At 67.3% G+C, this 23,379-nt stretch carries 14 protein-coding genes; 6 read left to right on the forward strand and 8 right to left on the reverse strand.

Annotated features, from left to right (window positions below; translation table 11 throughout):
* Positions 1–220 precede the first annotated feature (220 nt).
* The 8 genes from purL to ACGLHR_RS40920 all read right to left on the reverse strand — a co-directional run bounded on the left by purL (position 221) and on the right by ACGLHR_RS40920 (position 16,960).
* Positions 221–4,267 (reverse strand): phosphoribosylformylglycinamidine synthase, encoded by a 4,047-nt coding sequence (gene purL, locus ACGLHR_RS40885; protein ID WP_400101403.1) that lies wholly within the window; start codon positions 4,265–4,267, stop codon positions 221–223.
* 380 nt (positions 4,268–4,647) lie between these two features.
* On the reverse strand, positions 4,648–5,106 hold the full coding sequence (locus tag ACGLHR_RS40890; RefSeq protein WP_400101405.1) for a (2Fe-2S)-binding protein: 459 nt from the start codon (positions 5,104–5,106) through the stop codon (positions 4,648–4,650).
* Between the two features lie 16 nt (positions 5,107–5,122).
* On the reverse strand, positions 5,123–7,399 hold the full coding sequence (locus tag ACGLHR_RS40895) for a molybdopterin cofactor-binding domain-containing protein (protein WP_400101407.1): 2,277 nt from the start codon (positions 7,397–7,399) through the stop codon (positions 5,123–5,125).
* Positions 7,399–7,830 (reverse strand): hypothetical protein, encoded by a 432-nt coding sequence (locus ACGLHR_RS40900; RefSeq protein ID WP_400101409.1) that lies wholly within the window; start codon positions 7,828–7,830, stop codon positions 7,399–7,401. Before ACGLHR_RS40900 ends, ACGLHR_RS40895 begins: the two co-directional genes overlap by 1 nt.
* Before the next feature lie 28 nt (positions 7,831–7,858).
* Positions 7,859–9,736: a GMC family oxidoreductase gene (locus ACGLHR_RS40905; protein WP_400101410.1), complete on the reverse strand. Its 1,878-nt coding sequence runs from the start codon at positions 9,734–9,736 to the stop codon at positions 7,859–7,861.
* A gap of 21 nt (positions 9,737–9,757) precedes the next feature.
* The gene (locus tag ACGLHR_RS40910; protein ID WP_400101412.1) at positions 9,758–12,121 is read right to left on the reverse strand and encodes a hypothetical protein; all 2,364 of its coding nucleotides are present in this window, start codon (positions 12,119–12,121) and stop codon (positions 9,758–9,760) included.
* A gap of 457 nt (positions 12,122–12,578) precedes the next feature.
* Positions 12,579–16,223, reverse strand: coding sequence for a hydantoinase B/oxoprolinase family protein (locus tag ACGLHR_RS40915; protein ID WP_400101423.1), 3,645 nt, complete (start codon positions 16,221–16,223; stop codon positions 12,579–12,581).
* Positions 16,224–16,336: 113 nt separating this feature from the next.
* Complete coding sequence (locus tag ACGLHR_RS40920) at positions 16,337–16,960, reverse strand: winged helix DNA-binding protein (protein ID WP_400101413.1); 624 nt, start codon at positions 16,958–16,960, stop codon at positions 16,337–16,339.
* A gap of 306 nt (positions 16,961–17,266) precedes the next feature.
* On the opposite strand from ACGLHR_RS40920, the gene ACGLHR_RS40925 reads away from it, so the two are divergent.
* From ACGLHR_RS40925 to ACGLHR_RS40950, 6 genes are all read left to right on the forward strand, one after another.
* Positions 17,267–18,610 carry an amidase gene (locus ACGLHR_RS40925; protein ID WP_400101415.1) on the forward strand — a complete coding sequence of 448 codons (1,344 nt, stop codon included), beginning with the start codon at positions 17,267–17,269 and terminating at the stop codon, positions 18,608–18,610.
* A 145-nt stretch (positions 18,611–18,755) separates the two neighbouring features.
* On the forward strand, positions 18,756–19,718 hold the full coding sequence (locus ACGLHR_RS40930) for a TRAP transporter substrate-binding protein (protein ID WP_267606340.1): 963 nt from the start codon (positions 18,756–18,758) through the stop codon (positions 19,716–19,718).
* 165 nt (positions 19,719–19,883) lie between these two features.
* On the forward strand, positions 19,884–20,435 hold the full coding sequence (locus ACGLHR_RS40935) for a TRAP transporter small permease (RefSeq protein ID WP_318233527.1): 552 nt from the start codon (positions 19,884–19,886) through the stop codon (positions 20,433–20,435).
* Entirely contained in the window at positions 20,435–21,745 is a 1,311-nt protein-coding gene (locus ACGLHR_RS40940; RefSeq protein ID WP_400101418.1) for a TRAP transporter large permease, read from the forward strand. The genes ACGLHR_RS40935 and ACGLHR_RS40940 overlap by 1 nt, the downstream gene beginning before the upstream one ends.
* Before the next feature lie 63 nt (positions 21,746–21,808).
* The gene (locus ACGLHR_RS40945) at positions 21,809–23,107 is read left to right on the forward strand and encodes a D-amino acid dehydrogenase (RefSeq protein ID WP_400101419.1); all 1,299 of its coding nucleotides are present in this window, start codon (positions 21,809–21,811) and stop codon (positions 23,105–23,107) included.
* A gap of 2 nt (positions 23,108–23,109) precedes the next feature.
* The coding region (locus ACGLHR_RS40950; RefSeq protein WP_400101421.1) for an NAD(P)H-hydrate epimerase at positions 23,110–23,379 on the forward strand (270 nt) is incomplete at its 3' end.

The raw sequence follows: 23,379 nt of genomic DNA on the forward strand, positions 1-23,379 counted from the left end.
TGAAGTTAACACCGTCAGATTGTGTTTACAAGTAGCACTGCCTTATCGAGGACGCCGATTTGTGGGCAAACCTAAGCCATGAGGGGAGAGGGAGTAACAGCCGTCGTCATGGCACGCGGCTTTGGCCCGTTCCCCGGCTTCGGCAAATGCCCCGGTCAGCAAAGACAAAAGCCCGCTTGCGGGCTTTTGTCTTTCTACAGCGTGAAGAACAGCAAGCCGTTCAACCCACCCATTTCCGCGCATTGCGGAACATGCGCATCCACGGGCTGCCGCCATCTTCCACCTGCTTCCAGGCGTCCGGCGCCCAGCTCATGGTGGCGGTGCGGAACACGCGTTCCGGGTGCGGCATCAGCACGGTGAAGCGGCCGTCGGTGGTGGTCACCGAGGTGATGCCGTCCGGCGAGCCGTTCGGGTTCAGCGGGTAGGTTTGCGTCGGCGCGCCGCGGTTGTCCACGAAGCGCAGCGCCACCTGGGCCTGGCTCTTGTCGCCTTGCTGCGAGAAGTCGGCGAAGCCTTCGCCGTGCGCCACCACGATGGGGATGCGGCTGCCTTCCATGCCGGCGAAGAAGATCGACGGCGAGGATTGCACTTCCACGGTGACGTAGCGCGCTTCGTACTGCTCGGACTGGTTGCGGGTGAACTTGGGCCATGCGCCCGCGCCCGGGATGATCGGGGCGAGGTTGCTCATCATCTGGCAGCCGTTGCACACGCCCAGCGCGAAGGTGTCCTGGCGGTTGAAGAAGGCCGCGAACTGCTCGGCCATCTGCGCGTTGAACAGGATGGTCTTGGCCCAGCCTTCGCCGGCGCCCAGCACATCGCCGTAGCTGAAGCCGCCGCAGGCGACAAAGCCGGAGAAGTCGGCCAGGTTGGCGCGCCCGGCGATCAGGTCGCTCATGTGGACGTCGTGCGTGTCGAAGCCCGCGCGGTCCATGCTGTACGCCATTTCGATCTGCGAGTTGACGCCCTGCTCGCGCAGGATCGCCACGCGCGGACGCGCGCCGGTGGCCACGAACGGCGCGGCGATGTCTTCTGCCGGATCGAAGGTCAGCACCGGCGAGATGCCCGGGTCCGCCGCGTCGAGCACGCGGTCGTATTCGCTGTCGGCGCAGGCCGGGTTGTCGCGCAGGCGCGCGATGCGCCAGCTGACTTCGCTCCAGGTGCGCTGCAGCTCGCCGCGCGCGGCGCCGAAGACCTTCTTGGCGTCGCGGTAGATCTCGATCTGGTCGGTGGCGTTGGGCTTGCCGACCACGTGGCTGCAGGCCGACAGGCCAACCTCGCGCAGCACGGCGAACACGGCGTCGCGCTCTTCCAGGCGGACCTGGATGACCGCGCCGAGCTCTTCCGAGAACAGCGCGCGCAGGGTCTGGTCGTCGCGGCGGCCGGAGATTTGCTGGGTCCAGTTCTTGGCGTCGCCGAAGTCCTGCTCCTGCACCGGGTCCAGCGCCAGCATGTCGACGTTGAGCGACAGGCCGCAATGGCCGGCAAAGGCCATCTCGGCCAGCGCTGCCATGAAGCCGCCGTCGGAGCGGTCGTGGTAGGCCAGCAGCTTGCCGTCGCGGTTCAGGCGCTGGATCACGTTGAAGAAGTTCTTCAGGTCCTCGGCGCTGTCCACGTCCGGCGTGGTGTCGCCCACCTGCTGCGTCACCTGGGCCAGGATGCTGCCGCCGAGGCGGTTCTTGCCGCGGCCGAGGTCGATGGCGATCAGCACGCTGTCGCCCGCATCGGTGCGCAGTTGCGGGGTCAGGGTGCGGTCGGTGTCATCCACGGCGGCAAACGCCGAGATGATCAGCGAGACCGGCGCGACCACTTCCTTGTCGACGCCGTTGTCCTGCCACTTGGTGCGCATCGACAGCGAATCCTTGCCCACCGGGATGCTGATGCCGAGCGCCGGGCACAATTCCATGCCAACCGCGTGCACGGTGTCGTACAGCTTGGCGTCCTCGCCTTCCACGCCGCAGGCGGCCATCCAGTTGGCCGACAGCTTGACCTTGCCCAGGTCCTTGACCGGCGCGGCGGCCAGGTTGGTCAGCGCCTCGCCGATGGCCATGCGGCCGGACGCGGGGGCGTTGATCACGGCCAGCGGCGTGCGCTCGCCCATGGTCATGGCTTCGCCGGCGCGGCCCTTGTAGTCGAGCGTGGTCACGGCCACGTCGGCCACCGGCACCTGCCAGGGGCCGACCATCTGGTCGCGCGCGTTCATGCCGCCGACGGTGCGGTCGCCGATGGTGATCAGGAAGGACTTGCTGGCTACGGTCGGGTGGCGCAGCACGTCACGCACGGCCTTGTCCAGCGCGATGCCGGTCACGTCCACCGGGGGCAGGCTTTGCTCGACATGCTTGACGTCGCGGTGCATGCGCGGCGGCTTGCCCAGCAGCACGTCCATCGGCATGTTCACGGCATAGTGTTCCTTGAGCGCCGCGTCGACGTGCGCGTCAACCAGTTGCAGCTGCTGCTCTTCGGTGGCGATGCCCACCACGGCAAACGGCGAACGCTCGCGCTGGCACATGGTCTGGAACAGCGGGAAGGATTCCGGCGCCACCGCCATCACATAGCGTTCCTGCGACTCGTTGCACCAGATCTCGGCCGGGCTCATGCCCGACTCTTCCAGGTGCACCTGGCGCAGGTCGAAGCGCGCGCCGCGGCCCGCGCCGTCCACCAGTTCGGGGAAGGCATTGGAGATGCCGCCCGCGCCCACGTCGTGGATCGACAGGATGGGGTTGTCGTCGCCGAGCTGCCAGCAGGCGTTGATGACTTCCTGCGCGCGCCGCTCCATTTCCGGGTTGCCGCGCTGGACCGAATCGAAGTCCAGGTCGGCGGTATTGGTGCCGGTCGCCATCGAGCTGGCGGCGCTGCCGCCCATGCCGATGCGCATGCCCGGGCCGCCCAGCTGGATCAGCAGGGAGCCTGCCGGCAGCGCCTTCTTGTGCGTGTGGCCGGCGTCGATGTTGCCGATGCCGCCGGCGATCATGATCGGCTTGTGATAGCCGCGCACGGTGCCGCCCACGTTTTGCTCGTAGACGCGGAAGTAACCGCCCAGGATGGCGCGGCCGAATTCGTTGTTGAACGCGGCGCCGCCGAGCGGGCCTTCGGTCATGATCTGCAGCGGCGAGGCGATGCGGTCCGGCTTGCCGGTCACGCTGGCCTTGTCGTCCGGGTTGCGGTGCGCCACCGGCTGGGCGGCGTCGCGCGCGTTCTCCCAGCCTTCCACGGCGTCGGGCAGCATCAGGTTGGACACCGTGAAGCCGGTCAGGCCAGCCTTGGGCTTGCCGCCACGGCCGGTGGCGCCTTCGTCGCGGATTTCACCGCCGGCGCCGGTGGAGGCACCGGGGAACGGCGAGATGGCGGTCGGGTGGTTATGCGTCTCCACCTTCATCAGCGTGTGCGTCAGCGCCTCATGGCGGCCGTACTTCTGCTCGGTGCCGCGCGGGAACCAGCGCTCGGCCACGTCGCCTTCCATCACCGCGGAGTTGTCCGAGTACGCCACGATCGACCCTTGCGGGTTCAACTGGTGGGTATTGCGGATCATGGCGAACAGGGACTTGTCCTGCTGCACGCCGTCGATGGTCCAAGTGGCGTTGAAGATCTTGTGGCGGCAGTGCTCGCTGTTGGCCTGCGCGAACATCATCAGTTCGACGTCGGTCGGGTTGCGCTCCAGCTTGGCGTAGGCGTCGACCAGGTAGTCGATCTCGTCTTCCGACAGGGCCAGGCCCATCTCGGTATTGGCTTGCGCCAGCGCGGCGCGGCCACCGGAGATGTCGATGAAGCGCAGCGGCTTGGCCGGCAGTTCCTGGAACAGGCCGGCGGCGTCTTCACGCGAAGCCACCACGCTTTCGGTCATGCGATCGAACAGGTGGGCGGCTACCGCGGCGCGGGTGCCGGCATCCAGCGTCTTGCGCCCGCGCAGCAGGCCCTTCTTGCAGATCACGGTGATCTCGATGCCACGCTCGATGCGGTGCACGTGCTCGAAGCCGCAGTTATGCGCGATATCGGTCGCCTTGCTGGCCCACGGCGAGATGGTGCCGAAGCGCGGGATCACCACAAAGCGATCACCGTCGGTTTGTGCCTCGAAAGGCGCACCATAGGTCAGCAACGCGGCAATGCGGGCGCTGTCGTCTTGCGACAGCGGCACGTCGGTGTCGACAAAATGCAGGAACTGGCCGTGCACCGACTCGATGTCGGCGTCGATCTGCTTGAGGGCGGTGAGCAGGCGTTGCTGGCGAAAGGCGGAAAGCGCCAATGCACCGGGGAAGCACGAGAAATGCGCCATGGTCTGAGCGGTCGGGAGGGCAGGAGGTAGGGGCTGCTACCGGCCGGCGCCGCTGGTTGGGGCGCCGTGCTGGCGGGAAACCGGGATTATACCTTGTCGAGGGGGGGTTCCCGCGTTGCAGCAGAGGCGGCTTGATGGACAAAGGCGGCGGCGGCCCGGACAAGCTCCGCAGTCGTCACGCGCAACGCCCGGCGCCCGGCCTCGTTGTGCCGCGAAAAGCACCCGGATCTCCCCCCCCCCAGCGCCCTACTGCCGCGCCATCTCCGCCGCCCCAACGCATCGCCGCCCAGCGCCTGCTATGCCTCCAGCGTCACCCCGCCACCTTGAACAGCCGGCCAGGACGGCCGCGATTTGCCGATCCCTCGCCGGGCCGGGCTGCCTCAGGTGCGTGGCTGTCCGGCGGCTTGGTGGATCGCAGCGCGGATCCGCGGGTAGGTGCCGCAGCGGCAGACGATGTGCTCCATCGCCTTGTCGATGTCGGCATCGCTGGGCTTTGGGATGCGTTTCAGGAGCGCGCTGGCCGTCATGAGCTGCGCGCTCTGGCAGTAGCCGCACTGCACCACGTCCAAATCGATCCAGGCGGCCTTCAAAGCCTGCGCCTGCGGGCCCCGCAAGCCTTCGATGGTCACGATCCTGGTAGTTGCCAGCCCGGAGATCGGGTTCATGCAGGCGACCTGCGGCTCGCCATTCAACTGCACCGTGCAGGCCCGGCAAACGCCGATGCCGCAGCCATACTTGGTGCCGGTCAACCCCAGTTCGCACCGGAGTACCCACAGCAGCGGGGTGTCCGGATCGGACTGCACGGACACCGTCTTGCCGTTGATGTTCAGGGGCAGCATGACTTTCTCCCGGGACTCAGGCCAGTTTCAAGGGCAACGCGCGCAGGCGTTGTCCCGTCAGCGCAAACAGGGCATTGGCCACCGCCGGCGCAATCGGCGGCGTGCCGGTTTCTCCCACACCCTGGGGATGCGCCTGGCTTGGCATGATGTAGGTTTCGATCGCCGGGCAGTTGTTCATGAAGATGACGGGGAAATCGCCAAACGTTTTCTGGTGCACCTGGCCGTCGACGATCGTGATCTTCTCGAACAGCGCGGCCGACAAGCCAAAGATGATCGCGCTCTCCATCTGCTGGCGGATCAGGTTCGGGTTCACCGGCATCCCGCAATCGATCGCGCAGACCACCCGGTGCACACGCACAGCCTTGTCCGGCGCCACGGATACCTCCGCCACCTGCGCGACGATGCTGCCGTATGCCTCGTGCAGCGCCACCCCGCGTGCGAGCGCGGCGCCGTCTGCCGTCTTCCCTGGCGGCTTTCCCCAGCCGGCCTTGTCCGCAGCCCTGTGCAACACGGCCAGATGGCGCGGATGCTTGGCCAACAGGCCGGCACGGAAGGCGACGGGATCCTTGCCAGCGGCTGCCGCCAGTTCGTCGATAAAGCTCTCGGTGAAAAATGCCTGGTGTGAGTGGCCAACCGAGCGCCAGAAGCCCACCGGCACCGGCAGGTCGACAATCACGTGCCCGACGCGCGCGTTCGGCCATTCGTAGGGCCGGTCGAACGCGCCTTCCGTGGTGGTCTTGTCGATGCCCAGGCCAGGCAGGCCAAGCAAGCGTGCCAGCATGGCGGGCACGATGGCCTGGCTGGCCGACGTGTTGTGCCATGCCACCAGGTTGCCCGCGCCATCGAGCCCGGCCTTGAAGCGCGAAAGGCAGGCCGGCCGATAGAAGTCGTGCGTGGTGTCCTGGATGCGCGACCAGATCGTCTGCACCGGCCGCCCACCGCCCTCGCGCGCGATCGCCGCCGCCTGGGAGATGAAATCCACCTCCAGCCGCCGTCCGAACGCGCCACCGATCAGTTGCGGCTGCACGTCGACCTTGTCGACATCGATCCCGAGCACCTTCGAGACCGCCCGGCGCGCCAGGCCCGGCAACTGCGTCGAGACCCAGACCCTGGCCGCGCCGTCGCGCACCTGCACCGTGCAGTTGATGGGTTCCACCGCCCCATGCGCGAGGTAGGGTGCGCTGTACTCGGCGTTGACGGGCTTCGCGGCGGACTTCAATGCCGCCTCGACATCGCCGTGCCGGTAGTAGGCGTGGCCGTCGGAGGCGTCCAGCGCCTGCGCGAGACGGCGGCTCACCTCCGGGCTGGACAGTGAGGCGGCCGGGCCGGGATTCCATACGATCTTGACCGCATCCAGCGCCTTCATGGCCCGGTACGCATTGTCCGCGATGACCGCCACCCCGCCGGTGCCGCCGTTGTAGGCATCGACCGCGAGCACCTTGACGATGCCCGGCAACGCGGTGGCAGCCGCGCCGTCGAAGCTCGCCACCGTACCGCCCAGCGTCGGGCACATCGTCACGCTGGCGTACAGCAGGCCCTCGGGCAGCACGTCGATGCCAAAGCGCGCCGTGCCGTCGATCTTGGACGCGGCCTCGATGCGGTGTATGTCCTTGCCGATCAGCTTGAATTCGGATGGCTGCTTGAGCACCGCCTTGGCCGGCAGCGGGAGCTTGCCGGCCTGCGCCGCCAGTTCGCCGAAGGTGGCTGTTTTTCCCGAGGGGTGCAGCACCTTGCCGTCCTGCGCGCGGCACTCGCCCGCCGGCACGTTCCAGCGCGCGGCAGCGGCGCCGATCAGCATCGCGCGGGCGGATGCGCCGGCCTCGCGCATCGGGTCCCACAGGTCGTTGAGGCTCGACGAGCCGCCTGTCACCATCTCGCCGATCTCGCGCATGAGCTTGCGGGTCAGCCAGGCTGCCAGGTGTTTGGCCACGCCATCGTCGTCCGCGCGGAACGGGAGATCGTCGACGGCGACTTCCAGGTTGTTGTAGATCTTGTCCACGGGCGCATGCTCGACCTTCACGTGGGCCCAGTTGGCATCCAGCTCGTCGGCCAGCACCATGGCCAGGCCGGTGTGCGCGCCCTGCCCCATCTCGGAGCGGCACATCATGATGGTGACGGTGTTGTCCGCCGCCACCTTGACCCAGCCATTGAGCCCCACCTGCGTGCCGACCGCGGGCAACGGCTGCGATGTGGCCAGGCGCTGCCGTGGCGGCAGCACCGACCAGCCGATCAGCAATGCGCCGACCGCCCCGATGCCGCCAATGCCGCCGACCAGGAACGTTCTGCGCTTCATCAGAACTCGAGGCAGAAATCGATCAGGCGATGCTTGTCCCAGTACACCTTGCCGAGATACACGCCAGGCGCGATGCAGCGGATCTCGTCACGGATCCAGTGCGCGACCAGCGATGTGGCGGAATAGTCCAGGACGATGCATTCCTTCTGGTCGAGCCAGCTCTCGCCCTTGTACACCTTCGCCAGGATCGCCTCGAGCCCGAAGATGGAGATGCGGTTCTTGAGGACGCCTCGCTTGGCGTCGAAGACCTTTCCCTGCCAGGCAAAGAGGTTGATCATCTTGGCGATGCTCTCGCTAAACACCGTGCCGGGCGAGATGATGGCGGTGCCGGTGGCCTCGCCATCCGGAATGTCGCCGGCCGGGCTGTTGCGGAACAGGTCGTCAAGCTGTTCCTGGCTCATCGCCAGCAGCGTGCGTGTGTCGTATGCCATGTTTGCACCTCCAGTGTCGGTCGCCTGTCTATGCTGCCGCCGCCGCAGTAGCTTGCGCTCTCGCCGCGGCCTTCGCTTCGTGCAAGAGCACATCGGCGGCCTTCTCGGCGATCATGTAGACCGCGCTGGCCAAGAAGAAGCCGGGAATCCGCGGGAAGACCGACGCGTCGACCACCCGCAGCCCGCGCGTGCCATGCACTGAAAAATCGCTGCCCAGCACGCCGCCCGCCTCGCGCGCGCCAATGGCGCAGCTGCACGAGGCATGGTGCCCCCAGGCGTTATCGCGCACATAGCCGCCCAGCTCATCGTCGCTGCGCAGGTGAGCGCCAGGAAGGTGCTCCTGCGCGATCACGCCGCGCTCGACCAGCGGCGCTGCCAGCTTGCGCACAAACCGGATGGCGCCGATCACCGCGCGCAGGTCTTCATCCGCCCCGGCGCCGCCCTCCTCGAAATAGTGGAAATTGATCAAGGGCGGTTCGAGCGGATTCGCGGAGCGCAGCCGCACCGTGCCCGCGCGGTTCTGCGTGTGCGCCTTGAGAATGGCCCAGGTGAGCGCATCATCGCTCTGGGCGAAGAGCTTGGAGTAACCCGGGAAATAGCCAGTGAAATGCTCGACCAGCGCCATGCAGAACACGTCCGGCACGGGCACGGATTTGTGTGAGCGCCGTGCCACCGCGATCGCCACGCCGTTGGAGGTGTAGACGCCATGCCGGCGATCGCGCCAGCTGCAATAGGCCGGATCATCCTTCACGAAGCGGGCGCCATCGAGGATGCGCCACGGCTGCGCCATCCGGCTCACCACGCCCACCTCATAACGATCCTGCAGATTGCGCCCGACGCCCGGCAAGTCCACCTTCACGGGAATGCCGTGCGCGCGCAGGTGCTCGGCCGGGCCGACGCCCGACAGCATCAGCAGCTGCGGCGTATTGAACGCGCCGCCCGCAAGGATCACCGCGCGGCGCGCGCGCACCTCATGGCGCACGCCGGGCGCCGTGCTTGGCGAAACATGCGCCTGGTAGAGGCGCCTGCCCTTCAGGTATTCGACGCCGGTCGCCGTGCCATCCGCGTCCAGCAGCACGCGCGTGGCCAGGGCGTCCATCTCGATATGCAAGCGCGAAGGAAAACGGGCTGCCACATCGAGCACCCGTTCGCGCGCGCCGTTGCGGGCATGCCCGCGCGTGGAAAGCGGCGTGTAGCAAACGCCTTTGAAGCAGCGCCTTCCCCAGATCCTGGAGTTCGGATCGCCTTGCCAGCGCAAGAAGCTCAGGACCGCGTGCAGGCGCCGCGGCACACTGCGCGCCGCCAGTTCCATCGAGCCGAGGATCAGGCGCGTGAGCGCATTGTCGGTCAACGCTTCCAGCGGAAACGCGCGCTCGGTGCTGAGCCATCCGTCCCAGCCGTGCGCCGTGGGATCGATGCCAAGGCGGCGCGCGAGCGCCCACAACGGACGGTGCCGGCATTGCTCCAGCGTCTTGGCGTACCGGCGCATGTGGGCGGCCTTCCACGAAGGGTCGCCGGTCAGCTCGGCAACGCCGTCCCAGTCCGAATCATGCGGATAGACAAAGATCATGGCGTTGTGCGCCGTGCAGCCGCCCAGCGTCGCCGCCCGGGGATAGAGCACGCCTTCGCTGCCGTACTTCGGGTCCCGCCGCTGCTGCGCGTCATCCGCGTAGTGGCGCACGAAAAAATTCCAGCTCATCGCCGGGTTCTCGGAGGCGCACGCGTGAAACGCGGGCACCTCGTAGTCTTCCGGCATGCAAGCCGTGTCAGGCTCGCGCGCATCGTTGCCCGCCTCGAGCAGGCACACACGCATGCCTGCCTCCGCCAGTCGCGCGGCGAGCGTGCCGCCCCCCGCGCCGGAACCGACGATCACGTAATCCCACCCTGGTTCGCCTGGAGCAGACATATCCCCGCCGCGCCGTCTTCTTCAAAACGTCTTGAGAAAGGCTATCAAGGCCCGTTTGTCGTCATCGCTCAATACCGGCTCCTGTCCGAACGACTGCTCATCGGCGCTCAGGCCGGCCTGGTTGTTGAACTCCGCCGTGCCGAAGTAATGGCCGCGGTTCACGATGTAATCCGGACACTTGCTGAGTTCCAGCATCGGCTTGACCAGGTTGGCGTAGGTCTTGCCCAGATCCGCGTCGCTCGCGCCCTCCGGCACCGAGGCCAGGTCCGATCTCAGCCTGACGGCCAGGCCCACCACCTTGGCCGCGTGCTCGGCCTTGGCACCGACATCGCTGGTCTCCGGCAGCGGCTGGATATTGGCCAGCAGGTTGACTGGCATCTGCTTGGGTGCGGGGCCGATGGTCACGTCGCCGCCCGCCCCCACCAGCCACGGCGCATAGCGGTGCATGAAGCCTTGCAACGGCTTGAGCGCGTCCGGCACGAAGCCCTCCGGCACGGTGATCTGGCTACGCTCGGTGGTGCGGTCGATGGTGCCAGGTACCTTGGCGCCCAGGATGTCGTCATGCACGCGCTTGTCCGGCCACAGCAGTTGCTCGATGGACGCATCGAAGACCTTGATGCGGCTGGCGACCGACGGATCCTCGCTGAAGGGCCCGAGCGCGTTGTTGAGCAGGAACGGCGCCGTCGACCACACGCTGATCAGCGACGGCACGCGGGTATAGCCACGGCCACCGGCCGGCATCCGGTATTGCCAGCGCTCCCCGGTGAAGGGGTCGTTCAACGTAACGGTGCCAACCGAGGGCAGCGTCTTGTACGACTCGGACGAGAAGTTGTCCCAGATATTCCCGCGCAGCGCATTGGTCGCGAGCGGGCTGCACACGTTGGTACGCAGCAGCGTGGCGGGAATACGCGCATCGGATGACAGATAGTTGCCCTCCAGGAAGTCCGGCGCCTTGACCACCTCGCGCATCTGCGTCTTGAACTCGTCAGTCTGCGTCCATTTCCAGTACCGCATGAAGCAGGCAAGATAGTTCGGGCCCGCGCAGTGCTGCAGGTTCAGGCTGGCCGGCGGCGGCGGCGCCTTGCTGGAATGGCAGCGCGCGCAAGTGTCGGCGAACACGGCCTTGCCCCGGTCGAGCATCTGCGCACCGGCCGGCGTGGCGGGGTCGGCCAGCAAGCCGGCGCCGCCCGGGGCATCGGCCAGGTGGTCCGGCGGGGTCGACTTCAGCAGGAACAGCGCCATGTTGATCGTGCCGGCTTCCGTCGCCCCCCAGTAGCTGGAGTTCTTCTGCGCCACGGCGAGCGCGATGGGCGAGATCGGCTTGCCGCCGAGGATGGGGTTGAAGTGCAACAGCCATTCCTCGCTGAACAGGCCGATGTTCAAATACACCCGGTTCAAGGCGCCGAGCACGCCGACCGAGTCGGCGCCGTCCTTGAGGACATGCGGCGTCCATACCGTGTCGGGCGGCGCGTAGAACTGCGTCAGCGCGCCGGACTTGACGAAGTCGTTGAGCTGCCGGTTGTTCAGCTCGCCCCCGGCCAGCTTTTCTTCGCCGATGCGCCTGGCCACGCCCATGCGCGACATCAGGTCGTAGAGCGCGTTCATGGTGCGGGGGTTGTTGATGTTGTCGGTCGACACCAGCGAGGTATCCATGGTGCCCGGGCGGAAGGTATGCACGAGCTGGAACATGAAGTTCTGCCGGCCTTCGGGAGTCGATGCGTTATGGATGAACAGCCGGTCCACCCACATGTACTGCGCGCCTACCGTGGAACTCAGCTCGGGCCATTGCGGATGCGCGGGATCCCCGGGCGGATGGATCGGGCTCGGGCCCGCGTGGCAAAAACCGCAGGCCATGCCAACGCGGTAGGGCCGCACGAGATCGGCACGGTTGTAGTATTTCGGATCGGTGTAGTAGCGTTGCGCATCCCACGCTTTCGCGGCCTTTTCGTCAAAGGCGGGGTTGGGGAACAGCCGCAAGCCGATGATGCCGGTGGGGTATCCGTAGTAGGAGCCGACGGGCAGCTTCTCGCCGTTGGAGAACGTGGTGCCCCGCGCGCCGGTCTTGACCCCGGGATAGGCCTGCTCGTTCTCGAAGGGATCGGCCGGGCAATCCTTGACCCGCTGATCCAGCCACAGGTTGAAGCGTTTCGGATCGGGACCGGTGGGCGCCTCGAAGCAGGGCTCGTTGAGCAGGCCCAGATAGCGCCAGCGGGTGTCGCGGGAATAGCCCTGGCTCGGATGCGAGCTGATGGACTTGAGCAGGTCGAACGCGCCGAACGTGAAGTTCGTCATGTCGTCCCAGAACCTGTCGTTGCCGCCACTCCACACCAGCCACATATTGCGGCCGGCGATTTCTTCCTGGGTCAGCGCGACGCCACGATCCATGTCGTGGAAATAGTCTTCAGAGGCGTGCCGGAACGTTTCCGGGCCACGGCCGGCCTGCCGCGCTTCGTCAAGAACGTGGCCAGGCTCCGGCCTGGAACACCCGCCCGCGGCGATCGCGCCGATCAATGCGCCAATCAATACGATACCAAGAACGATTGATCTGCTGCGTGGCGTCACTGCGGTCCCTCCCTTGCCCCCCGGGAAGGACCACATGCTGCGATGGCCTCGTATCCCAGGGTCTTCATAAACCTAGGAATCACCTGAGGATAAGTCAAGGAAATTGCTGCAACGCGATGTGTCCGGCAGCAACGCCGCGTGTGCCGGATCTGTCGAAAATGATGGATTGGAAAATCAGGAAGTGACGAAAGACTGATCTGTTGGAAATGAAAATTCGTCGCGCCCGCGACGCGCCTGCAACGAGCCGAAGCATTGCGCCCCGGCTCGCCCTGCCCGGCCCTTACACCTTGCCGTAGCCCCCGCCGCCCGGCGTTTCCACCACGAAGATGTCGCCCGCCGCCATCTCGCAACGCCCGACATGGCCCAGCGCTTGCTCGGTGCCATCACCCCGCACCACGTAGTTGCGGCCCATGGCGCCGGGCTCGCCGCCGGCCATGCCGAACGGCGCATGCAAGCGATTGTTGGACAGGATCGACGCTGTCATCGGCTCCAGGAAGCGCACCTTGCGGATGCCGCCGTTGCCCCCGTGCCACTGCCCTGCGCCGCCCGAGCCGGGCCGGATCTCATAGCTTTCCAGCCGCACCGGGAAGCGCCACTCCAGCACCTCCGGATCGGTCAGGCGCGAGTTGGTCATATTGGTCTGCACCACGTCGCAGCCGTTGAAGCCCTGCCCCGCGCCGCTGCCGCCGGAGATGGTCTCGTAGTACTGGTAGCGCGCGTTGCCGAAGGTGAAATTGTTCATGGTGCCCTGGCTGGCCGCCACCACGCCCAGCGCGCCATACAGCGCGTTGGTGATGCACGATGACGTTTCCACATTGCCGGACACCACCGAGGCCGGATAGCGCGGATTGAGCATCGAGCCTTCGGGGATGATCACGTTGATCGGCTTGAGGCAGCCGGCATTGAGCGGGATGTCCTCGTTCACCAGCGTGCGGAACACGTAGAGCACGGCCGCCATGCACACCGCGCGCGGCGCGTTGAAGTTGTTGGGCAGCTGCGCCGAAGTGCCGGTGAAGTCCACCACGGCTTCGCGCCTGGCCTGGTCCACGGTCACGCGTACCTGGATTTCCGCGCCATTGTCCAGCGGGTAGCGATAGGCGCCGTCCTTCAGCGCGGTGATGACGCGGCGCACCGCTTCCTCGGCGTTGTCCTGCACGTGGCCCATATAAGCGCGCACCACCGGCAGGCCAAACTGCACCACCATCTTGCGCAGCTCTTCCACGCCCTTGGCGTTGGCCGCCACCTGGGCGCGCAGGTCGGCCATGTTCTGGTCGATATTGCGGGCCGGGTAGCGCGCGCCTGCCAGCAGTGCGCGCATGCCGGCATCGTCGAGCACGCCGGCCTTCACCAGCGGGAAGTTGTCGATCATCACGCCTTCTTCCTCCACCACCGTGGAGTCCGGCGGCATCGAGCCCGGCGTGATGCCGCCGATATCGGCGTGGTGGCCGCGCGAGCCGACGTAGAAGAGGATTTCCTCGCCGGCTTCGTCGAAGACCGGCGTGATCACCGTGACGTCCGGCAGGTGCGTGCCGCCGTTGTAGGGGTCGTTCAGCACGTAGACATCGCCGTCGGCCATGTGCCCGGCGTTGCGCGCGATCACGGTCTTGATGCTCTCGCCCATCGAGCCCAGGTGCACCGGCATGTGCGGGGCATTGGCGATCAGGTTGCCGCCGGCATCGAAGATGGCGCAGGAGAAGTCGAGCCGCTCCTTGATGTTGACCGAGTAGGCGGTGTTCTGCAGCCGCTGGCCCATCTGCTCGGCGATCGACATGAACAGGTTGTTGAACACTTCCAGCATCACCGGATCGGCGTCGGCGCCCATGGCGCGCCGCTGGGGCCGCGGCACCGCGCGGGTCAGCACCAGGTGGTCGCGCGCGGTCAGCTCGGCCTGCCAGCCGGGCTCGACCACCGTGGTGGCGTTGCGCTCGGCAATGATGGCCGGGCCAGGCAGCACGTCGCCGGGGCGCAACGTGTCACGCGGGAACAGGCCCGTGTCGTGCCAGGTGCCGCCGCTGAACACGCGTACCTGTTCCGCCGGCACAGGGCCGCCGGTGCGCGGCTGCGGGTCGGGCAGTCTTTCCTCGGGCGGCTCGCTGCTGCCGATGGCTTCCACCGACAGTGCCTCCACGATCAGCGGCTTGCCCTGCATCAGGAAGGCATAGCGCTGGCGATAGGCGGCATCGAACGCCGCCTGCATGGCGGCCAGGGTGCCGAACGGCACAACCAGCGCCGAGTCGGTACCCTCATAGCGCAGATGCGCGCGGCGCACCACATCGATCTGCGCCTCGGCGACCTCCTGCTCCAGCAGTTCCTGCCGCGCTTCGCTTGCCAGCGCATCGAGCGTGGCTTGCAGGCCGGGCAGCGCGCTGTCGTCGAGGCGCGTCTCCACGGCACGCTCGCGCATGGCGGTGCGGTCGGCCAGGCCCATGCCGTAGGCCGACAGCACGCCGGCCAGCGGATGCACGAACACGGTCTGCATGCCGAGGGCGTCCGCCACCAGGCAGGCATGCTGCCCGCCGGCGCCGCCGAAGGTGGTCAGCGTGTAGCCCGTCACGTCGTGGCCGCGCTGCACGGAGATCTGCTTGATGGCGTTGGCCATATTGCCGACCGCGATCTCGATAAAGCCTTCGGCCACCTGCTCGGCGCTGCGTTGATCGCCGGTAGCTTCCGTTACCGCTTGCGCCAGCGCCTCGAACTTGGCCACCACCGTGCCGCGGTCCAGCGCGGCATCGGCACGCGGCCCGAACACCGCGGGGAAATGCCGTGGCTGGATCTTGCCGAGCATGACGTTGCAGTCGGTCACCGCCAGCGGGCCGCCGCGCCGGTAGCTGGCCGGCCCCGGGTTGGCGCCGGCCGAATCGGGGCCAACGCGGAAGCGGCTGCCGTCGAAGTGCAGGATGGAGCCGCCGCCCGCGGCGACCGTGTGGATGCTCATCATCGGCGCGCGCATGCGCACACCCGCCACGCTGGTCTCGAACACGCGCTCGAAATCGTTGGGATGGTTGCCGTTGAAGTGCGAGACGTCGGTCGACGTGCCGCCCATGTCGAAGCCGATGATGCGCCCGAAGCCCGCGCTCTGCGACGAGCGCACCATGCCGACGATGCCGCCGGCCGGGCCGGACAGGATGGCGTCCTTGCCCTGGAAGCGGTGCGCGTCGGTCAGGCCGCCGTTGCTCTGCATGAACTGCAGGCGCACGCCCGGCATCTGCTGCTCGACTTGCTCGACATAGCGGCGCAGGATCGGCGACAGGTAGGCGTCCACCACCGTGGTATCGCCACGCGACACCAGCTTCATCAGCGGCGACACCTGGTGCGAGACGGAAATCTGCGTAAAGCCGGTTTCGCGGGCGATGCGCGCGGCCGCCTGCTCGTGCGCCGCCTGCCGGTAGCCGTGCAGGAAGACGATGGCAATGGCGCGGATGCCGCTGTCGAACACGCGCCGCATATCGGCGCGCAGCGCGGCCTCGTCGAGCGGCGTCACCAATTCGCCCTGCGCATCCAGGCGCTCGCCCACTTCCACCACTTCGCGGTAGAGCAGCTCCGGCAGCACGATGTTCAGGTCGAACAGGCGCGGCCGGTTCTGGTAAGCGATGCGCAGCGCATCGCGAAAGCCGCGCGTGATGAACAGCGCCACCGGCTCGCCCTTGCGCTCCAGCAAGGCATTGGTCGCGACAGTGGTGCCCATCTTCACCACTTCCACCTGCGCCGGCGTGACCGGCTCGCCGGGCGCCAGCCCGAGCAGGTGGCGGATGCCGGCCACGGCGGCATCGGTGTACTGCTCCGGGTTCTCGGACAGCAGCTTGTGCGTGACTACCGTGCCGTCCGGCTGGAGCCCCACCACATCGGTGAAGGTGCCGCCGCGATCGATCCAGAATTGCCAGCGGCGACGGTCCGAAACAACGGCAGCGGAGGATGGCAGCGACATTGACATGCGGGACTTCCTTGTTTGGCGTGGTGGAAATGTCGGGGATAAAGCGGGCGCTCATGCGGCAGCGCGGCCGGGGTGCAGGCCGGCCGAACGCAGCGTCCTTGCTGCAGCTACAGGGAGGTCGCCGAGCGCGCGGCCTGCTCGTACAGGCCGGTCAGCACCCGCAGCAGCCGCGCCAGCTCGCCGATCTCCACGTTCTCGGCACTGCCGGCGGAGAAATTGCTGGTCAGGCATTGCTCGCGGATCTCGCGGTAGCGGGCGCAGGCCTGCGTGCCGGCGGGCGTGGTGATGTAGGTGGCTTCCTTGCCGACGCGTTCGCCCTCCACCAGCGCCAGGCCCTGCAGCTTCTTGAGCGCGTAGGTGACCAGGTGGGTGTCTTCGACATTGAGCACAAAGCAGATATCGGCGAGCCGCTTGGGGCGCGCCCGGTGGTTGACGTGATGCAGCACCAGCACGTCCAGGAAGGTCAGGTCGCGCACGCCGGAGGCGCCCATGCAGCGCACTACCCAGCGGCTGTAGGCGTTGTAGGCCGTGTTCAGGCCGAACTCGAACTCCGACAACTCCGGGCTGCGCTCGGACACCAGGTGCGAAGACGAAACGATATTGGGGCCGGATGGGCGTACCAGCGCGCTGGCCGCGGATCTGGCGGATGCGTCGCGGCCCTCGGCGCCAGCGGCGGTTACTGGCTCGGTTACTGGCTCGGTTGCGGGCTCGGTTGCTGGCTTACGCGCCATGTCTTCACTCCTTTCATGGGTTGGTGTGCGCACGGCATGACAAGGATGACTAGGTGTATCCCCGATGTCGCAGCCACCATATTTGGCTTGACAGTTTATTAACAAATTATGAGGATAAACACAAAATAAATCCAAGCAAAACATCGGGGATGTCACCGTGGATTCTGCACGAAAAAAGGGCGGGAAATGCGGGTTGCGCACTATCGCGGGGACGCTGGCGCGCCCCGCCTTGGGCTGGTTGCGTAGCGCCGGCGCACTGGATAGACTCGATCCGACCCCTCCTGAGCGCGATTGATCGCGAACCCAATGCCCACGGATATCCAGACATTACAGACAAAACTTCGCGATGGCGCGATCTCCCGCGCCGACGTGATCGCCCAGGCTGCGCAGCACGCGCAGCAGCCGGCCGCCAACGCCGTGTTCCTGCACACCACCTTCGACGCGGCAACCCAGGTGGCCAAGGCCGCCGACGCGGCCAGCCTGGCGGGCAAGCCGCTGCATCCGCTAGCGGGCCTGCCGGTCTCGGTCAAGGACCTGTTCAACATCGCCGGCGAAGCCTCGCGCGCCGGCTCGCCGGTGCGCAGCGATGCGCTGGCGGCCACGGCCGATGCCACGGTGGTGCGCCGGCTGCGCGAGAGCGGCGCGGCGCTGGTCGGCCGCACCAATATGACGGAGTTCGCCTTCTCCGGCGTGGGCATCAACCCGCATTTCGGCACGCCGGTGAACCCGGCGGACAAGCAGGTGGCGCGCATTCCCGGCGGCTCGTCGTCGGGCGCCGCGGTGTCCGTGGCGCTGGGCCTGGCGGTGGCCGGGCTGGGCAGCGATACCGGCGGCTCCATCCGCATCCCCGCGGCGCTGTGCGGGCTGACCGGCTTCAAGCCGACCGCCCGGCGCGTGCCGCTGGACGGCGCCTTTCCGCTCTCCTACACCCTGGATACCGCCTGCGCCATGGCGCGCACGGTGCAGGACTGCGTGCTGGTGGACAGCGTGATCGCCGACCAGGCGGTGCTCCCCGCCATCAAGGCCGCGGCCGGCATCCGCCTGGCCATCCCCCGCCAGGTCCTGCTCGACGACCTCGATGACACGGTGGCGCGCGCCTTCGACCGCGCCCTCGGCCGGCTGTCCGCGGCCGGCGTGCAGATCGAGCACATCGACCTGCCGGAGCTGACCGAGCTGGCCACCATCAACGCCGGCGGCGGCTTCACCGCCGCCGAGGCGCACGCCATCCACCGCCACGTGCTGGCCACGCGGCGCGAGCAATACGACCCGCGCGTGGCCTCGCGCATCGACCGCGGCGCCGCCATGAGCGCGGCCGACTACGTGGACCTGATGCGCGCCCGCCTCGGCTGGATCGCGCGGGTTGCGGCCCGCATCGAAGGCTTCGACGCCGTGGCCTGCCCCACGGTGCCGATGGTGGCGCCGCCGATCGCCCCGCTGGTGGCGGACGACGCTCTCTTCTTCCGCACCAACGCCCTGCTGCTGCGCAATACCTCGGCGTTCAACTTCCTCGATGGCTGCTCGATCTCGCTGCCCTGCCACCAGCCGGACGAATTGCCCGTGGGCCTGATGCTCTCGCACGGTGCGCTGCGCGACGCGCAACTGCTGGGCACGGCAATTGCATTGGAGTCCATCATCCAGCCGGCCGCCTGAGGCGCCGGAGCAAGACTGAGGTAACCCGCGCCACCCCTGAGCCAGGTGGCGCGGGCAAGACGACTTCAGAACAAAAACCAAGACATAGGTAGCCGCAACGACCAACCAGGAGAGATCGATGCAAGGGAAGGCCACACTGAAGTGCATGCTGCTGGGCGGGGTGCTTGCCACCTCGGCCGTGATGACGTCCGCCGCGCGGGCGGATACCAAATGGGACCTGCCGACCGGCTACCCGGTCAGCAACCTCCATACCGAAAACCTGCAGCAGATGGCCACCGACGTGGAGAAGGCCACCGGCGGCAAGCTCAAGATCGTGATCCACCCCAACGGCTCGCTGCTCAAGGCCAACGAGATCAAGCGCGGCGTGCAGACCGGCCAGGTGCAGATGGGCGAGATCCTGATGTCGCTGCTGGCCAACGAGAACCCGGTGTTCGGCGTGGACGCGGTGCCCTTCCTGGCCACCAGCTACCAGGACTCCTACAAGCTGTGGCAGGCCTCGCGCGCGGTCACCGACAAGGTGCTGGACAAGCAAGGCATGAAGCTGCTGTACGCAGTGGCCTGGCCCCCGCAAGGCATCTACGCCAACAAGCCGATCAACGCCGCGGCCGACATGAAGGGCCTGAAGTGGCGTGCGTACAACCCCGCCACCTCCAAGATCGCCGAACTGGTGGGCGCGCAACCGGTGACCATCCAGGCCGCCGACCTGGCGCAGGCGCTGGCTACCGGCACCGTGAATTCGTTCATGTCCTCGGGCGCCACGGGCGTGGACACCAAGGTGTGGGAGAGCGTGAAGTACTTCTACACCGTCGATGCGTGGCTGCCCAAGAACATGCTGGTGGTCAGCAAGAAGGCATTCGCCGCGCTGGACAAACCGACCCAGGACGCCCTGCTCAAGACCGTAGCCGACGCCGAGAAGCGCGGCTGGCAGGCATCGGAGCAAAAGACGCGTGAATACCTGGCCGTGCTCGGCAAGAACGGCATGGCCGTGCAGCCGCCTTCGCCCCAGCTGAAGCAGGACATGCAGAAGCTCGGCCAGGTGATGGTGGACGAATGGGCCAAGGGCGCCGGCGACGACGGCAAGGCCATCCTGGACGCGTACAAGAAGTAAGCGTTGTCGTCATTGCCATAGTCAGTGCCGTAGTTAGTGCCGTAATTAGTGCCTTTGCGAGAAACAAGCGATCCGTAGCCGGCCACGGCGGCGTTGCCCGCCGTGGCCTTGCCGCCGCAGCCTCCCGCGCCCTCTTTTTCACCGCATCAACCCTCCCCATTCGCCATGGAAGCTCCTTGCGTCAACAAGCGCTGGCTGGACCGGCTGCTTGACCTGTTCGCCGTGCTCGGCGCGCTCTGTATCCTCGGGGTCTGCCTCATCATGATCCTGATGTCGTTCTCGCGCGAGACCACGTTTATCTTCAAGGGCGGCGACGACATCGTTGCGTGGCTGTGCGCCGCCTCCGCCTTCCTCGTACTCGGCCAGACCTTCCAGCACGGCGGCATCGTCCGCGTGGAGATGCTGCTGGAAGCCGTGGGCCCGCGCCCGCGCTGGTGGCTGGAGCTGGTCTCGCTGACCATCTGCACGGTATTCGCCGCCTATGCGACCTGGGCCTTGTTCAGCTTCGCCTGGCAGAGCTGGGAAATCGGCGATGTGTCGCAGGGCCAGATCGTGGTGCCGCTGTGGATTCCGCAGAGCTTCGCGGTGCTGGGCTGCGCCGGCTTCATGCTGGCGGTGCTCGATGAGCTGGTGCGCGTGGCGCGCAAGCAAAAGCCGCGCTACCAGTTGGCGCAGGAAGCCAAGCTGGCCGCCGGCGACTTCGGGGAGACCGTCTGATGAGCACCGTCCTGATTTCCCTGATCCTGCTGGTGGTGATGATCGGCTTCCTGGTCATCGGCGCGTGGATTCCCGTGGCCATTGCCGTCACCTCGTGGGTGGGGCTGGTGGTGTTTGCCGAGCGCGATGCGCTGGTCAACCTGGCCAATGCGTGGTGGTCGTCCAGCGCGTCGTACACGCTGGCCTCGCTGCCGCTCTTTGTGTGGATGGGCGAGATACTCTTCCGCACCAAGTTGTCCGAGCAGATGTTCAACGGGCTGTCGCCGTGGCTGAGCTGGCTCCCCGGGCGCCTGATGCACGTCAACATCCTGGGCTGCGGCATCTTCGGCTCGGTGTCGGGCTCGTCCGCGGCCACCTGCGCCACCATCGCCAAGTCCGCGCTGCCCGAGCTGACCCGGCGCGGCTACGATGAGCGCGTGACGCTGGGCTCGCTGTCGTGCGCCGGCACGCTCGGCATCCTGATCCCCCCATCGATCACCATGGTGGTCTACGCGGTCTCGGCCGATGTGTCGATCATCCGCGTGTTCCTGGCCGGCTTCCTGCCCGGCCTGCTGCTGATGCTGCTGTTCTCCGGCTACATCGTGGTGTGGGCGCTGTCGAACCCGGACAAGACACCGAAGGCGGAAGCCTTCAACTGGCGCTCGCGGCTCGCCTCGATCCGCCAGCTGATGCCGTGCATCGTGCTGATCGCCTTTATCACGTGGATCATGATCACGGGCTACTCCACGGCCACGGAAGCGGCCGCCTACGGCGTGGTGGCGTCGCTGGCGCTGGCCTGGGTGGGCGGCTCGCTCACGCGCAAGGCGTTCTGGGAAAGCCTGATGTCGGCCACCCGGCTGACCGCGATGATCATGTTCGTGCTGGGCGCGACCTCGTTCCTGTCGGTAACCATGAGCTTCACGGGCATTCCGCGCGCGCTGGCCGAATGGGTGGCCTCGATGCACCTGTCGCCCTGGGCGCTCATTGCCGTGCTGACCGTGATCTATATCCTGCTGGGCACCGCGCTCGATGGCATTTCCATGATCGCGCTGACCACCGCCACGGTGCTGCCGATGGTGCAGGCCGCGGGCTTCGATCTGGTATGGTTCGGGATATTCATCGTGCTGCTGGTGGAGATCGCCGAGGTGACGCCGCCGGTGGGGTTCAACCTGTTCGTGCTGCAGAGCATGACAGGCAAGGACAGTAATTACATAGCGAGGGTATCGCTGCCATTCTTCATGATGATGGTAGTGGCCATCGGCATCGTCACCGTGTGGCCGGAAATCGTCACCTGGCTGCCCGACGTGGTCATGCAGAAAGAGTTGAAGTAGCCATCGGCATCGCCGGTGGCATAGCGAGACAGCGAGGGCCCGCCCGGCCCTCTACGGAGTGCCATGCATGTGATCGTCATCGGCGCCGGCGTGATCGGCGTCTGTTCCGCCTGGTACCTGCGCGAGGCCGGCTTCAAGGTGACCGTGGTCGATCGGCGCGCCGCGCCGGCGCAGGAATCCAGTTTCGGCAATGCCGGCGTGATCGCGCCCGGCTATGTCACCCCGTGGGCAGCGCCCGGCATGCCAGGCAAGGTGCTGCGCAACCTCTTCGCCAGCACCTCGCCCGTCCTGTTCCGGCCCAGCGCCGATCCGGCCATGTGGCGCTGGATCGTGCGCTGGCTGGGCGAATGCACGCTGGAGCGGTACCGCATCAACAAGCTGCGCATGCAGCGCCTGGCCTTCTACAGCCGCGAATGCCTGCATGCGCTTCGCAGCCAGCTTGAGATCGACTACGAGCAATCGCAAGGCTATCTGCAACTGTTCCGCACCCGGCGCGACCGGGACCTTGCCGAACCAGCGCTGGCCCTGCTGCGCGAACACAAGGTGCCGCACCGGCTGGTCGACGCCGACGGCTGCCGGCGCATCGAGCCTGGCCTCGCCACCGACACGCCGCTGGCCGGCGGCCTGCACCTGCCCGAGGACGAATCCGGCAACTGCCCGATGTTCGTGCGCCGGCTACGCGTGCTGGCCGAGGCCGCGGGCGTGCGCTTTGTCATGGACAGCGACGCCGGTGCGCTGCGGCCGTTGCCGGGCGGCAAGCTCTCGCTTGACCTGCGTGGCACCGCTGCCGGCAATGCAGGCACTGCAGGCAGCGCGCGCGAGGCGCTCACCGCCGATCGTGTGCTGGTCAGCGCAGGCGTGGCCAGCGCCGCGTTGCTGCGCCCGCTGGGCCTGCGCATCCCGCTCTATCCGGTCAAAGGCTATTCCGCCACGGTGCAGGTCAGCGATGAGCTGCAGGCGCCGCTGGCCGCGTTGATGGACGAGTCGTACAAGGTCGCCATCACGCGCATGGGCAACCGCCTGCGGATCGCCGGCACCGCCGAGCTCGGCTCGCGCAAGCTCGACCTGCGTCCCGCGGCCGTCAACACCTTGCTCAAGGTAGCGCGCGACTGGTTTCCGGTTGCGGGCCACTATGGCGCGGCCACGCTGTGGGCCGGCGCCCGCCCGATGCTGCCCGATGGCCCGCCGCTGATCGGCGCCACCGCCGTGCCCGGGCTGTACCTCAACCTGGGCCACGGCTCCACAGGCTGGGCGATGGCATGCGGCTCAGGGCGCATTGCCGCGGACCTGATCGCAGGCAATCGCCCCGGCATCGAACTGGACGGCCTGACCCCCGACCGCTACGGCCTGGGCCCACGCTGACCATGCAAAGCTCTGCCCCGAACTCTCCCGCGCTGGCCGCCCCGCTGCCCGCCGATGCCTGGCTGCCCCTCGACGCGGCAAGCGCCAGCGCGATCCCGCTGTACGACGTGGCAGCCATCCGCCGTATCGAGGCGGCCGCCATGGCCAGCCTGCCCGCCTTCGAGCTGATGTCGCGAGCCGGCGCCGCCGCGGCGGCCTGGCTGGCGCACCACGCGCCGGCGGGCCCGCTGCTGCTGCTGGCCGGCCCGGGCAACAACGGCGGCGACGCGCTG

It is taken from the genome of Cupriavidus sp. CuC1 (assembly GCF_044627735.1).
In the GTDB taxonomy this organism is placed as follows: domain Bacteria; phylum Pseudomonadota; class Gammaproteobacteria; order Burkholderiales; family Burkholderiaceae; genus Cupriavidus; species Cupriavidus ulmosensis.

Coding starts and splice junctions, on each gene's coding strand:
- ACGLHR_RS40915 (WP_400101423.1), bottom strand. CDS start 16,223: ATGTCGCTGCCATCCTCCGCTGCCGTTGTTTCGGACCGTCGCCGCTGG.
- ACGLHR_RS40890 (WP_400101405.1), bottom strand. CDS start 5,106: ATGCTGCCCCTGAACATCAACGGCAAGACGGTGTCCGTGCAGTCCGAT.
- ACGLHR_RS40925 (WP_400101415.1), top strand. CDS start 17,267: ATGCCCACGGATATCCAGACATTACAGACAAAACTTCGCGATGGCGCG.
- ACGLHR_RS40910 (WP_400101412.1), bottom strand. CDS start 12,121: ATGGATCGTGGCGTCGCGCTGACCCAGGAAGAAATCGCCGGCCGCAAT.
- ACGLHR_RS40935 (WP_318233527.1), top strand. CDS start 19,884: ATGGAAGCTCCTTGCGTCAACAAGCGCTGGCTGGACCGGCTGCTTGAC.
- ACGLHR_RS40945 (WP_400101419.1), top strand. CDS start 21,809: ATGCATGTGATCGTCATCGGCGCCGGCGTGATCGGCGTCTGTTCCGCC.
- ACGLHR_RS40895 (WP_400101407.1), bottom strand. CDS start 7,399: ATGAAGCGCAGAACGTTCCTGGTCGGCGGCATTGGCGGCATCGGGGCG.
- ACGLHR_RS40900 (WP_400101409.1), bottom strand. CDS start 7,830: ATGGCATACGACACACGCACGCTGCTGGCGATGAGCCAGGAACAGCTT.
- purL (WP_400101403.1), bottom strand. CDS start 4,267: ATGGCGCATTTCTCGTGCTTCCCCGGTGCATTGGCGCTTTCCGCCTTT.
- ACGLHR_RS40940 (WP_400101418.1), top strand. CDS start 20,435: ATGAGCACCGTCCTGATTTCCCTGATCCTGCTGGTGGTGATGATCGGC.
- ACGLHR_RS40930 (WP_267606340.1), top strand. CDS start 18,756: ATGCTGCTGGGCGGGGTGCTTGCCACCTCGGCCGTGATGACGTCCGCC.
- ACGLHR_RS40920 (WP_400101413.1), bottom strand. CDS start 16,960: ATGGCGCGTAAGCCAGCAACCGAGCCCGCAACCGAGCCAGTAACCGAG.
- ACGLHR_RS40905 (WP_400101410.1), bottom strand. CDS start 9,736: ATGTCTGCTCCAGGCGAACCAGGGTGGGATTACGTGATCGTCGGTTCC.